The 12869-nt window shown below is 59.7% G+C and carries 18 protein-coding genes; all 18 read right to left on the minus strand.

The genetic code is table 11. From position 1 onward, the window contains the following. Window positions 1-9: 9 nt before the first annotated feature. The 18 genes from L8K08_RS03680 to L8K08_RS03760 all read right to left on the minus strand — a co-directional run bounded on the left by L8K08_RS03680 (window position 10) and on the right by L8K08_RS03760 (window position 12812). Window positions 10-222 carry a tail protein X gene (locus L8K08_RS03680; RefSeq protein ID WP_242194365.1) on the minus strand — a complete coding sequence of 71 codons (213 nt, stop codon included), beginning with the start codon at window positions 220-222 and terminating at the stop codon, window positions 10-12. After that, on the minus strand, window positions 215-598 hold the full coding sequence (locus tag L8K08_RS03685; protein WP_242194367.1) for a phage tail protein: 384 nt from the start codon (window positions 596-598) through the stop codon (window positions 215-217). The genes L8K08_RS03680 and L8K08_RS03685 overlap by 8 nt, the downstream gene beginning before the upstream one ends. Next, window positions 598-2811 (minus strand): phage tail tape measure protein, encoded by a 2214-nt coding sequence (locus L8K08_RS03690; protein ID WP_242194370.1) that lies wholly within the window; start codon window positions 2809-2811, stop codon window positions 598-600. Before L8K08_RS03690 ends, L8K08_RS03685 begins: the two co-directional genes overlap by 1 nt. Window positions 2812-2817: 6 nt before the next feature. Continuing rightward, complete coding sequence (locus tag L8K08_RS30245) at window positions 2818-2943, minus strand: hypothetical protein (protein WP_017844653.1); 126 nt, start codon at window positions 2941-2943, stop codon at window positions 2818-2820. Continuing rightward, entirely contained in the window at window positions 2940-3512 is a 573-nt protein-coding gene (locus L8K08_RS03695) for a phage tail assembly protein (protein WP_145161622.1), read from the minus strand. The genes L8K08_RS30245 and L8K08_RS03695 overlap by 4 nt, the downstream gene beginning before the upstream one ends. A 182-nt stretch (window positions 3513-3694) precedes the next feature. Continuing rightward, window positions 3695-4201, minus strand: a complete 507-nt coding sequence (locus tag L8K08_RS03700) for a phage major tail tube protein (protein WP_242194372.1) — start codon at window positions 4199-4201, stop codon at window positions 3695-3697. After that, window positions 4201-5367 carry a phage tail protein gene (locus tag L8K08_RS03705; protein ID WP_242194374.1) on the minus strand — a complete coding sequence of 389 codons (1167 nt, stop codon included), beginning with the start codon at window positions 5365-5367 and terminating at the stop codon, window positions 4201-4203. The genes L8K08_RS03700 and L8K08_RS03705 overlap by 1 nt, the downstream gene beginning before the upstream one ends. Window positions 5368-5369: 2 nt before the next feature. Next, window positions 5370-5543, minus strand: a complete 174-nt coding sequence (locus L8K08_RS03710) for a hypothetical protein (protein ID WP_177410080.1) — start codon at window positions 5541-5543, stop codon at window positions 5370-5372. Between the two features lie 99 nt (window positions 5544-5642). After that, window positions 5643-6068, minus strand: a complete 426-nt coding sequence (locus tag L8K08_RS03715) for a tail fiber assembly protein (RefSeq protein WP_242194376.1) — start codon at window positions 6066-6068, stop codon at window positions 5643-5645. 14 nt (window positions 6069-6082) lie between these two features. Continuing rightward, window positions 6083-8029: a phage tail protein gene (locus L8K08_RS03720; RefSeq protein ID WP_242194378.1), complete on the minus strand. Its 1947-nt coding sequence runs from the start codon at window positions 8027-8029 to the stop codon at window positions 6083-6085. Further along, a complete protein-coding gene (locus L8K08_RS03725) occupies window positions 8030-8659 on the minus strand; it encodes a phage tail protein I (protein WP_242194381.1) in 630 nt (209 codons plus the stop codon). Then, window positions 8656-9651, minus strand: a complete 996-nt coding sequence (locus L8K08_RS03730; RefSeq protein ID WP_242194384.1) for a baseplate J/gp47 family protein — start codon at window positions 9649-9651, stop codon at window positions 8656-8658. The genes L8K08_RS03725 and L8K08_RS03730 overlap by 4 nt, the downstream gene beginning before the upstream one ends. After that, window positions 9648-9980: a phage baseplate protein gene (locus L8K08_RS03735; protein WP_106577249.1), complete on the minus strand. Its 333-nt coding sequence runs from the start codon at window positions 9978-9980 to the stop codon at window positions 9648-9650. Before L8K08_RS03735 ends, L8K08_RS03730 begins: the two co-directional genes overlap by 4 nt. 9 nt (window positions 9981-9989) lie before the next feature. Next, a complete protein-coding gene (locus L8K08_RS03740) occupies window positions 9990-10601 on the minus strand; it encodes a phage baseplate assembly protein V (RefSeq protein WP_106577250.1) in 612 nt (203 codons plus the stop codon). Window positions 10602-10604: 3 nt separating this feature from the next. Then, the gene (locus tag L8K08_RS03745; RefSeq protein ID WP_242194386.1) at window positions 10605-11120 is read right to left on the minus strand and encodes a hypothetical protein; all 516 of its coding nucleotides are present in this window, start codon (window positions 11118-11120) and stop codon (window positions 10605-10607) included. 23 nt (window positions 11121-11143) lie between these two features. After that, complete coding sequence (locus tag L8K08_RS03750) at window positions 11144-11482, minus strand: phage holin family protein (RefSeq protein ID WP_106577252.1); 339 nt, start codon at window positions 11480-11482, stop codon at window positions 11144-11146. A gap of 290 nt (window positions 11483-11772) precedes the next feature. Next, complete coding sequence (locus tag L8K08_RS03755) at window positions 11773-12099, minus strand: hypothetical protein (protein WP_242194388.1); 327 nt, start codon at window positions 12097-12099, stop codon at window positions 11773-11775. Continuing rightward, a complete protein-coding gene (locus L8K08_RS03760) occupies window positions 12078-12812 on the minus strand; it encodes an XRE family transcriptional regulator (protein ID WP_242194389.1) in 735 nt (244 codons plus the stop codon). Before L8K08_RS03760 ends, L8K08_RS03755 begins: the two co-directional genes overlap by 22 nt. Window positions 12813-12869: the final 57 nt, after the last annotated feature.

Consider the following 12869-nt stretch of genomic DNA (forward strand, 5'->3'; position numbering starts at 1 on the left):
GGTTGCTCCTTAATCCCAGGCCGTAACCGGCTGCCTGGCCACGGGCTGGGTATCCAGCTCAGGCACAATCACATTGACGCCTGCCGGCAATACCGAGCCCTGTTCGGCCAACTGCGGGTTCAAGCGCCACAGCACCTCTTCGGCGGCATCATCACAGCGACCGAGCTCGCGATAGAGCAACAGGTTGACCGAGTCACCGGCAATACTTCGAACCTTACGCATTGACGAACTCCTCCAGTACCAACACCCAATTGACCACCATGGCCGTGCCGTCATCGATCACACTGGACTGTTTTTCGTCCACCGATTTGATGGTCCACAGCCCCCAGTTCAGGCCTACGCCATCGACCAGCGGCAACGGCACACGCTGGGCTTGCAGCGCACGCAATTCGTCCATCCGCGCCATGCCCAGCGCGCGTGCAGCCTTGCCGCCGAATGACAGCGTTTCGAGCGCCTGGCCAACTTGGGTGGATTTGGGCTTGCCGGAAACGATATCCAGGCTGCCCCAACCCCCACTGCTCAAACGGTCCAGGGTGTCGTAGGCGAACCCACGGGACAGCCCGAAAATAAACGGGCCCAACGCCATTTGTTGTCGCATCACACCACTCCTGTATCGGTCAGGGCCGAGTCACGTCGCGTCGCCAGCAGGCTGTCCATCGACAGCGGCGAGAATTGCGCCTCGATCTGTTGCACCACGATCGCGGCCAGTTGTTGTGGGTTGGCCTGCTCGGGTGCGTTGATGGTGATTTGCGGCGCGAAGTTGACTTGGCGGTTGTCGGCTTGAGCGCTACTGAGGTTTTTGCTGGTCTCGCCAGGTGATGGCAGACGGTCATCGGAGCCCATCAGTTTTTCACTCAGCCAGGCGCCGATATCACTGCCGGCAAACGTACCCAGCGCGCCGCCGACCACTTTGCCGATGGCACCGCCAGCGACACCGCCCATGACCCCGCCCAGCACTGTGCCAGCCCCCGGCACCACCGAGCCGATCGCCGCCCCGGCGAGCGTGCCGAGCGCGCGGCCAACGGCCATGCCCGCAAATTCGCCAGCAAAGCCACCGGCAACACCGCCGCCGACTGACCCTACCGTGGTACCGACAGCTTTACCCAGGTTCCCCGACATCGCGCCCTGGACAAGGTCAATGCCAGCACCCGCCAGCACCACGCCAAGGGAGCCTCTTCGCGCGACCTTACTGGCTCTCGCAGTTCGTGAAGGCTTGTCTGCGGAGCGATCACCGCGCGGCGTTTCGTTGCCTTTGGGTGTGTTCTGGCTGGCTGGCGCGCTCACCTTGCCTGGTGTGGTATCGCCGCCTCCGAGAATCTTGCCGGCGACCTTCTCGAACACCTTGTCCTTCACCGCATCGAACACACCAGAAAACACCGGCCCCAGCGCCGCGCCAGCCAGCGTTACAGCGGCCGTGGTCTTGGGCAGCGCCTCGGCCAACCAGCCCACGCCCGTCACCAGCCCGGTCATCGCGGTCAACGAGGTGTCCACGATCGGCGCCAGCGCGGCATCCTTGGCGGTATCCAGACGCGTGGTGCTGGCCTCGAAGGCTTGACGACGTGCCTGTGTGGAGTCTGCGCGAACCGCTGCCGAACGCAGGACCGAGCCTTGTTCGCCAAGTGCCGACGTCGCGTACACCGACTTGTCGGCCACCAGCGTAAACGCCTGCTTTACCGTATCGATGGCGGGCACCAGGCTCAGAATCGACTGGTTGCCATCGAACAATTGAGTGGCCAACGCCGCTTGTTTCTCAGCCGGTTGCGCCTTGAGCGCTTCAAGCACCGTGAGCAGGGTCTGGGGCGCATCCTGCTGCATCCCGCCAGCGAGCAACGTGGGATCAAGCTTGAGCGCCGCCCACGCGTTGCGCTGGCTTTCAGAAGCGCCGTCGCCTTTGGCCAGGGTGCTGCTGATTTTCTCCAGCCCGACACCGGCTGCACTCTTGCTGTTGCCGGCACTGAGCAATGCCGCCGAAAGCGCCGCTGCCTGCTCGGGGCTCATGCCCGCGGCGGTGGCCGTCCCCCCTGCGCGCTGCACAATAGCGCCGATATCCGCCGCTTCTGCCTTGAGCGAAACGTGGGTGCCCAACACATTGGTCGCGTCAGCCAGGTCCCGGGTTTGCTCGCGGTCGATTTTCATCGACTCGCGCCAGCCGCCCATCATGTCGCCGGCATTTTTGACGTCGACCTTGAAGGCCGTCGCCATGATGGCTGCGTCGCGGGCGAACTGGGTCAGGTCGTCCTGACGAGCCGCGCGGTCGATATTGCCCGAGGCATCCTTGCGGTCGCTGCCGATGCCGGACCGGGCGGCCACATACTCGACCTGTGCCAGGTCCACGGCGCTTGCACCGCTCGCCGCTACCATCGGTTCCGACGCCATGGCCAAGTTGGTTTCGCGCAGTTGTTTGCGCTGGCGGCCGACAAACATCAACAACTGATCCAGGTCAGTCATCGCGGCATCCAGTGCCTGCGAGGGTTTGCGCGCCTCAGCGGGGGCTGCAGCTTTTGCAGTACCTGCGCCTTCGCTGACTTCAACTTGCCGGGCGTCCATCATCTTGAGCAGTGAGGCGTTGAACAGCTCGAGGGTATTCACCAGCCGATCCTGCCCCGCCGTAAGGAGATTGATCTCAAGGCTGGCAGTCGCCAGGGCCAACCCCAGGCTCGCGGCCTCTACCGGCATCACGCCCGAGGGCCCGGCGAGTGTTGACGCAATGGGTTTGATACTGGCTTGCGCCACTGCGGTGTCACGTGAGCCCAGCGTCAGCTCGCCTTCCGTGGCGATGGCTGACGGGCTTGCATGGTTATTGCCTGCCATACCGCTCTACTCCTGTTTGACGCCAAGGCGAGTGATCGCGATGTCGTAGCGGCGCAATGCTTTTCCGGCGTCCCAGTCGAGGATCTCCGCCTCATTGACCGAGTAAATCAGTGGCACCACATCGAGGATCACTTCGATGTCGCGCTCCGAAAGAAGTCCGCCGGTTTGTTTAAAAAATCGTCGATGCGCTCCTGCAGTTCCGTCCAGTCAGGAACGGTCAGACCGGCCAGGTCCGGAATCATCAGGCCGGTGCAATGAGCGGTAATGAATTCGGCGCGTTCTTTGTTGGTGGCGAGTTTCTTCATGGCCTTGGTAGCGCGCAGGGCAGGCATTTCCAGACTCAGTGCGGTCAGGCTGCGGCCGGCGGCATCGAGGGGCAGCAGCAGGTGCACCTGTTCATGCTGCGACGGTTCATCGCGTTCGCCGAGGAAGAACGACGCTGGACGCGTCGACATTTCGTGCACGTACTGAGCAATGCTCACGTAGTCCGGGCGCTTGAGCTGATCGAGTTCTTTTTCCGACAGGCCGGTGGCGAGTTTCGCCAGTTCAAAAAACTGGTCGTCCTCGTCATCACCGGCCCGGGCCAGCGCAGCCTTTTGCGCGGCGTAGAACAGCGGCTTGAGTTGAATCTGCTGGATCGTCGCGCCAGTGTCGGCGGTGATCGGAGACAGCAGAATGTGCAGCGGTGGCATCCAGGCCATGGGGCAATTCCTTGTTTAAGCGTTGTTGAAAGCAGCGCAAATCTAAAGCTGAGCGCGGTCGATGTGGGAGCTGGCTTGCCTGCGATGGCATCAGCTCGGTACACCAGGCACACCGAGTCGCCTGCATCGCGGGCAAGCCCGGCTCCCACATTGACTGTGCTCACTTCAGGTCACGGTAGCCCTTAAGGCATCAGCACAGCGCGGCGCGCATCGCCGAGAATGTCGACACCGTTGAGCATGAACTTCTGGGTACGCACGTCGATGTCGATCACCGGAATGCCGTTTTCCAGACGGTTGTAGGTGCGGCAGGACAGCTCCAGAGTGGTGGTGGGCTTGGTGTTCATCGCCAGCGGCGCCTCGGTCAAAGACTTCAACTTGCCACCTACGGTGTGGTAGGTGAAGAAGGTCTTGCCGTCTTGGTCCTGACCGGCTTCACGCACGTTGAGCAGGATGTCGTCACCCGGCTTCAAGCCCAGGGCCAGCATGATTTCCGGGCCCGCGCCTTGCAGCACCAGAGTCGCTCCCAGCACCTTGCCGCTCTTGGCCATTTCTTCGGCAATGAAACGGCCGCCGGTCATGGGTTCCATTTCGAACTCGATTTTCGGCGGGCTGAAGGACTCCACGGTAGCGGACAACGGCAGGCCTTGAAGGGTGGCCGCAATGGCCTGTCTTACACGGTTGGTAAACATTAGAGAACGTCCTCCAGGAACTGCTCGATGATTTCATCGCGGGCATTGAGTTGGTAAATCATGTGTTCATTCGGCGCATAGCGGCCGTAGTCGATGACGATGAACCAGGTGCCGTTCTTGTACTTCTCGACACTGTTGAGCTCCGGGTGCAGGTACACGCTGCCGCCGGGGATAGTTTCGTCGGCGACCAGGGTTTGCAGCCAGTCGTTGATGCGCTTGACCTCCTGGTCCATGAACGACTTGGTGAGGTTCTTGGCCATGGCTTTCTGGCCGGCCTTGACCAGCTTGCGGCTGATCGCATCTTCCAGGCCGACGTAGCTGATGAACTTGCCGGTGATGGAGCGGTTACCCAGCAGCGAAAAACCGCCAAGGATGGTGCGTGCGTAGTAACTCACGCCGTAGCGGTTGAGCAGGTCGCCTTCGGTGGAGGTGTCGAGGATGTTGTACTCGACCACGCGAGAAACGTCCTCGGCGAACGTCACCTGGTTGCCTGGGCTTTCCCACTGCTTGACCTTGGCCAGTGCAGCGATGGCCAGCGACGATGGCGACAGGAACACGTTCTTTTTCGCCGCCTTGGAGTACACCGACGGCATGTTGTGCACCAGCAGGCAACGGTCGAAACCGAGGTCGGCCCCGCCCAGCTCGCCGCTGTAGGTCACTTGGTCAGCAACCGAAGCATCCTTGCCATCCAGTACCACACGGGCCTTGATGCGTTTGCCGAAGGCGGCGAACTCACCGGCCACGGCTTTGGTGCCGGTGAAGCCAGGGGCGCCGATGATGGTCAGGTCTTCAGGGACGCTGCTCAGGGCAGCCAGGCCCAGTTTGCGGCCAGTGGTCGGCTCGTTGCCGCCGATCACATTGTTGAGGGTGTCGGCCGGGGTTGCGCCCTCCTCCACGATCACCACGTAGACCGGCACCTTCACCACTTTGAGGATCTGGTAGACGGCCTGGAACAGCGTGCCCGACTCAGCGCCGGTGGGGTCCAGCAGCGCCTGGGTGGTGAAGCTGTTGATGCGAAACGGCGCGTTTTTCGGGATCGACGCGTGGGCGTTCGGCGCAGTGCCGACCAGGCCGATGACGTTATCGCCCGGGCCACCCATGGCCTCGGGGGATTCGGTGGCATTCACGGTGATGCCGTTGTGCTCGAAGTTAAGAACCTCAGCCATGGTTAGTCAGCCTTCTTGGGGGTGGAGTTGAGGACGCTGGTCAGTTCCAGGCGGCCGGCGGTGCGCAGGGCGGATGCTTCGACGTCGAGCAATTCCAGTTCTTCGCCGGCGGTGGACCAGTGGCCACCTCCGATGGGGAATGGGATGAGGACGGTGTAGGTTTGGCGGTTAGCCATAGGTGGATCTCCGGGCATAAAAAAAACCGCAGCGCGGTTTTTGTTGGGTTAACGAAAAGTGAAAGCTAGAAAAGAAGACGCCCCGTCAGAGCGGGGCATTTATTGGAGTAGCGTTGAGAGCCAGGTCGGCGCCGGGGGCCGGTGCTCGCTCAAGGGAAACTCGCCAGCCTCTGGCCACTTGCGCAAGGCGCGACGATAGGCTTGCAATGCGGAGTACTGCTCAGCGGTGAGTGTGGTTTTAGACTCGTCCTCAAGCTCATCCCGGTGACGAGCTACCACGCTGTCAGTAGCCGCCAATTGAATATCACGCCAAGTGCGCTCAGAGGCAGTCAGCTCCTGGTCACTGGGAGGTGGTGGTTCAACGAGCAAAGGAAAGCCATCATCTCCCCAAGCAATGATCTTGCCCTCATATTGCCCAGCAAGCAGCTCGGCATGCCTTTCCAAGGAAATTTCTACCGCGTCTTCCGGTATGAAATCATTAATTTCGGGGTCAAAAAAACCACGATTAGCTTTTGAAGCAAACATGCCATTCCCCTTATTCAGTACCCGACGGCGATGAAAAAACCACCAAGATTTGAAAGTTTCTCGCCCGTCGTAGAGTTCATCGCGGTGGCCATAAGTGCGTTAGTCGTCATTGGCAAAACAGAGAACGTCGTTGCCCCTCCGTTTCCTAGAATGGATGCACTTAGACAGGCGGTTGGGAACGTTATTGGCAGCGTTACGGACCAGTTTCCCGACTGCGTTCCGGAAGAAACCGTGCTCCCCCATTGGGTGATCAACCCACTGGGTTCTTTCTTGTAGCCGGAATAACTGAGTGAGGCGGTGAAGTCAGAAACATGTTTTAAAGTTGCCGACCCAGCACAAAAGTAATTCGTACCCTGTACGGTTGCTTCAAGGGATGCACCGACGTTAACGACAATACTCGCGAGCGGCACCGTGGCAACGGTAGACATACTGCCACCAGCTGGAGGCACTACCGTTACAGGTGCTCCACCAACGTTTCGGAGATGGATCGTTGAGCCCGTCGGACCGGCACCAACGACCGGAAGGGTTAACGTTATTGGAGTACCGGGGTTCGCCAACACAAGGCGGCCAAAATCCTCGGCCTCGATTGTGGCCGGTTCAACGTAAATTCTAATGCCGCTTAGGTTGCCCAAAGACCGTTGCACGAACTGAGTGGACGCAGACCGCTGGCTGTTATCAAACTGTGGAACCACTGCGCTTGCAAACATATTACCGCCGCTGACGTACCACGCTCCCGCACCAGCAGCATTGTTCAGCAACGTCAGCTCAAGAATATCCCCGTAAAGCATCGGTATGCTTTTTACACTAACTGACTGTCCTGATTGCGCACCGTATATTAGATCAGTCCCAGCCCGAGTTATTGCCGCCGAAACGGTGTTGTAACAAATGACCGTAACAGTCACCCCGTTGGGCAAGTCTGCCGAAGAGGGAAGATTGACGGTGCTTGCCGCGTCACCAAACAACATGGTCACTTGACCGACGGAAGACGCGAGAATCGAACCGTTACCGTTGAAAGCAGTACTGCCCGAAAATTGCTTACCCAGGCGGCGTGCCCACTCAGTTGTCGCCAACAGCGAAGAGCTATCGAATCGTGGTGCCGACTCGGCCGTTGCCAGGCCCTTAAATGCTGGCGAGTTGAGCGGCGCAAATCCCTGCGTCACATTCTGAAACGCCAAAGGCGTAGTCCCCAGGACAATCCCCCCGTCCGTGACCAACTGCCAGATCGTATCCGCGAGCGTCGCACCTAGCTCAACCGATACCGTCATCGCCGATGTTACCTTGGCACTCGAGTCCGCATCTTTAGTACGAACCCACGCGTTGTTTGTAACAACGTAAAGCCCGTTATCTTTCGCAGCAGTCTGGTTTTTAACAAGAACCCGATCGCCCGCCACAACCGCCACACCATCAATAATTTGCGCTGAGCTCAGGGTGATATTTGCCGTAGTCGCCACGCGCACAGACTGTTTCGCATCCAGCTTGGCCAACTCATCAGCCACATAACCGGTCACCCAAGCCCGTGTCGCCTTGACCACCGTGTCATCAATCAACAACGTCACCAACGACGCGTTACTGGTCTCGAAAATCGAGCGGATATAAAACTCTTTTCCAGACCCGGACATCGCCAGCACCGGCTTGAACGACTCCGGGTATTTAACGATTGCGTAAAGCACCCCTGTGTCGGTCCAAAGCCCGGCCTCGCGCACATACCAACCACCAACCTCAGGTGGAATCGTCACTTCGGCCAACAACCAGCTCGGATTTTTCTCATCCTGAAACAGCGCGTTCAACGGCCCGCGCCACACTTCGCGCTTCAGCGCTTTTGCCGTGGCGTCGGGATTGTAGACAGCGCCATTGCCGTCACCGACTGAAATTTGCGCGAGTTTGATAGGTACGCCGGCTGCCTTACAGGCAGTTTCGTAAGCAATCCCTGCATTGGTCAGCAGGGTATAAAAGTCGGCCATTTAGGACCCCTGTGGATAAATAGTGACGGTTTCGACCGTGTAGAGTCCGCCGGCCATAAAGGCCATGCCGGACGCTTCGAGCCCCTGGATAACAATCGGATAAATAGTGGTCAGCTCACCGCAGACGGTTGCCGCACCGATGGCGTGGCTGCCAAACGCGCTCAAGCCCACCGTAACGGTAAAAATGTCGCGCTCGCTTTTGGCCTCTGCTAGACGCCGATCTAGCCTCGCGTCGATTTCTTCGCTGTACGGCAGTTCGGAATACGCCCTGATGGAAAAACTGAAAGGCTTGCCTCGCGGCGACTGCTCATACCAGGCCCGCACCTCGGGGATCAGTTGCAGGCCTTTGGCAGCATTTTCGAGTGCTGTACGGGTACCGGCCTGTCGAGCGGTTGGCCAGGCGAGCTTTACTGTTACGCGCTTTTCGGCCTCCGCAGCGGTAGCGCTCCACTCGTTTACGCCTCGGTCAGCCGCTAAATACGGTAAAAAATCGGCAGGGGTTTGCGTCGGGTCCATCAACTCGGGAAAAGGTGGCGTGACTCGCTCGAGTAACTGACCGAAACCTTGATCCAGCGCTTTTTCCAAAGGCGAACTGTTAGCAGGTAACAGGCTCGGTTTGCGCTCACTCATAACGTACGAACCTCCACTTCAACCCCGGTGCAATACGGCGCCTGGAATGCGGTGCTGATGATCGGCGCCAGGGGCTCAAGGATCTGCAGTTGCGCAGCCCCGGCACTGTGAATCGCGTAGTCAATCCAGCTCGGATCCACCCGCCCTTCCAGCCGGTGACAAGACTCCGCGTAGTCCTGCAACAGTTTCTGTGCAGCGACTTGAGTCAGCCCCGAATCCGGGCCGGCGTTGATCTTGGCGACCACGCGGATTTTGTACGGCAGGATTTGCGCACTTTGCACGCTCACTAGGTCCGTCTCCGGCCGCACATCCGGCCGTGCGAAATGGCGACGAACGCCGTCAAGTAAATCGGCGGACGGCGTGCCGTCGCCCTCACGGGAAAGCACGGTGACCATGACTTCGCCGGGCGCTGTTCGACGCCCGTTGCCATCTTTGACCTGGGCCGCATAGCCGTCCGGGTCAAAGGTGTAGCTGACCGTCACCACGCCCGGCGTCGCGCTTTGCACCTTCACCGACGGCCGCTCGCCTAGAGTGAACACCTCACGCCGATACTGCATTCGCGAACCCGCGGCCGGGGCATGTGGCGCCAGGTAGTAACGAAGGCGAGCGTCGTCATCGCTCTCCAATGTTGGCGGCACGGGCGGAAACGCTGCCGGGTCGCCGGGATCGAGCACTTGGCGCTCCAGGCCCATATCAGCCAGGCGTGCATCCAGGTTACTGCCCGTGGCCCACCACGCCAGCATCTGTTTGATGCGCGCGTTGTATTTGCGCTCGTGGGTTTGCAGCCGCACACAAAACGCTTCCAGCGCCAAGGTCAGCAGCTCGCTTTCATTGTCGAGGCTGGCATTGAGTTTGGCCGCACTTTGCGGCGCTCGGGTGGCGACGTAATCGACAACAAACGCCTTGAATTCGGCCAGCAACGGTTCGAACTCATCCACCGCGATGATGGCCGGTTCCGCCAGTTGGTTCTGGCCGGGGATCAGCATGCTCATGTCACGACCTCAAAGGATTGTTGGCGATTTTTCCAGGTGCCGGCAAAGCGCAGCAGCAGGCCCGCGCCTTGGCGGGTTGCGACGATGACCTGGGGTTGGAAGTCGCCGATGCCGTTCTGCGCGTTATAGAACGCTTGGGCGGCGTGGCTTTGGGCGAGGATCAGCAGGTCGTCGCCGAGGTTCTGGCCGAGCAGTTGCGGGATCTGCGAGCCGTACAGCGGGCGTTTTTGGCGAGTGCCCACGGGGGTGGTCAGCGCTCGGGTGGCGCGCTGCACGAATTGCAGCCAGTCATCGACGGCTGCCCCGGTGTTCCTGTCAATTCCGATCATGCGGTGTCCTTATCGGGGGCTGATGACGCGTCCTTGGTGGTCCACCACGGGGCCGCTGAAGTGTGCGCCGCCAGCATCGAGCAACAGGCTGGTGCCGCCGATTTGCAGGGTGATGCCCTGGGCGCTCATGGTCAGGCTGGCGGCGCCGACCTTGATGTCGACCTGTTCGCGGGAGCCGGTAAATGTGGTGGGGCCGTTGACCCAGTTGAACGTGTGGCTGGCGTCGTCGTAGTCGCTTTGAGTGCCGTCCCGATGGCGGCGCCGGGTCAAGCTGGCAACGCTGGAGACTGGCGGAAACTGACTACTGTTCAGGCCGAACAAGGCCACAGACTGGCCGCCACCTTCGCCGCCGCCGTAGTTGAGCAACAGGCATTGTTCGCCCACGGACGGAATGCGCGTTTCAGTCTGTGCACCGGCGCTGGGGTTGAAAAAGCGGATGGCCGGCGTGAGCAACTCACCGTGGCTGACCTTGCAGGTACTGCTGGCGGCGTCGACCTCCTGACACACGCCAATGCGGCAGAAGCTTTCGGCACGTCGGTAAAGGTCTTCAAGCTGGGTTTCCATTTCCACCAGGCGCTCGACGATCGGCCCCAATTGCATGCGTAACAGCGCGTCGAACATGGGCTACTCCGCCAGTGGTTTATATTGATCGGGGTCGTTGATGTTCGAGACTTCCCAGGTGCGGGCGAACAGCGGTTGGCCTGTGGGATCGGTGAGTAATACAGGTCCCAAGTAAAGGGTTTGGGTGAAGGAAACGGTCCAGGTGTCGTAGTCCGTTTCCGCCGTGGTGCGCACAGACGGCGCGGCGACGATATTCATCGGCAAATCACACTGTGCCTGCGGCAGCTTCCAGCGGTTATCCAGCACCAGGTCCATAAGTTGGCTGGCCAGGTCGCAGGCATCAAATGGCAATGCCCCGGGCGCAACCATGGCCTTGAGCGCAAGGGTCAACGCGTGAGCCTTGCGCCCTTCGCGAGAGCGAATGCCGGGGCCATTGCCCTCGACAGTAATCAGTACGCCGGTTTTTTCCCCGGCGCCGTTAAAGTCTTGGTGATTGCCGACCTTCAAGTCCGGGAAGGCCGCTTTTAGCGCTTCGCCAATGGCGAGGGGCAGTTGAGAGGGCTTTTCGATGAGCGTCATTTTAAGTAGCGTCCTTGCAACAGTTACTGCGGGTCCTGACGGGAGTTTTCGTTGATCCCGATGCGCTTGGCGGCCCACCGCTCATACAGGCCGATGGCTACATCGGCACCGGCCATGGCAGTCAGGCAACCGATGGCGCCGGCTGTCCAGATCGACATGCCGGCGGCGTAGCACAGCATCAGCGCTGAAACGCCGCACACCATGCAGGCCCCGGAGCGCAGGGCCAGACGGCGGATCAGCGACCAACCCCGTGCGCCCTCTTTGTCGGCGCGCCACATTTCGCCGGATACCCCGCCGATCACTGCCAATACGATGACCAGCCAGATAGGCATTTCCGCTAACGCTTGCTGTTCATTTGTCATGTCACGCCTCCTGGCTGAGCAATAGATAGTCCGTTTTTCATTTACAAATGCTTCGATAGGTAGGCATTCCAAAAAGCCCGGTCGCCCGGGCTTTTCAGTAATGCGGTCCAGATTCGGTCTTTCGGCGCTACTGGCGCGGTACGGACCTTTCCTAAGATGTTTTTCCGACCACGATCCCTGTCTGCCGGATAACTGCTTCTGGTGCTTTACGCTGCACACCCGGGTCAGTTGCCAACCCTCTGAACCGTTATTAGGCCGGTTCATCGCTGCCTGTTTTTGAAGCGTTGAAACTAAAGAGCGTCGGCATCCTTGCCGGTGTTGCCTGGCATCCCTGCCATCGCTTCGATGGCGTCCTTGCCGATGTTGCGTGCCTTCCTTGTCTTCCTTGGCAGCATCCTTGCCGCCTCCACCACCTTGTTGGCTGGCTTGAGATGAAGAATATGCACGCATGCATATACAGTCAATGCACAAATGCATTTATTTTTCTGCGAGAAATGCACGGATGCATTTTCAGCCTTGCGGGTGAAGGGTTTGCCGGTTCTTTGCAGACGAAAAAAAGCCCGCGCACTGGCGGGCTTTGTCTTACGTAAGGAGGTTAACGGGCGTACATGCCCCACCAGAATACATGGCCGAGGATGCTGATCTGCTCATCCTGGATATCCTGGAAACTGTAGTCCTCATCCGGGTGCTCATCGCGATTGAAACTGCGCAGACGAATCCCGGAAGGCAGGCGGTAGAGCTGTTTCACCCGCAACTGGCCATTGTGGTTGATGGCATACAAGTCGCCATCGACGATGTCGCCAATGCCACTCTTGCCTGCGTTCACCCCGACCGTAGCGCCGTCGCGCAGCACCGGCAACATACTGTTGCCGCGCACCGTCACGCACTTGGCCTGGTCGAACTGCACACCGTTATGCCGCAGGCTGCGCTTGCCGAACCGCAAGCTGGCCTTCTCGCTTTCCTCGATGACGAATCTTCCTGATCCAGCAGCCAATTCAACCTCGCGCAGAAAGGGGATCGACACCTCGTCATCATTAACGGGTGTGTCGTCATCCCACAGGCTTATGTCCTTGAGTTCCGAATGCATCGGGTCGCGCCCGTCATCGCGCAAAACCCCCGCCGCCGCGCGCCCGCGCAAGTGGTCGGTGCTGACGCGAAAGTACTCGGCGATGCGCGAGATATGCTTGTCCGACGGATCAACGATCTTGCCGCTGAGGATCCGCGAGAGTGTGGATTGAGGCACGCCGGTACGCCGGTGAAGCTCCGTGGGGGAGATCCGGTCGCGGTCCAGCAGTTCTCTTAAGACGATAGAAACGTTGCGTTTTTGCATAACGCGGATAATGACGGGGGATTGGGGGGTTGGCAAATGCTAATTTACATATTTAAC

The sequence above is a fragment of the Pseudomonas sp. TREG-RG-20F-10-E-6-01 genome (assembly GCF_022662455.1).
In the GTDB taxonomy this organism is placed as follows: Bacteria; Pseudomonadota; Gammaproteobacteria; order Pseudomonadales; family Pseudomonadaceae; genus Aquipseudomonas.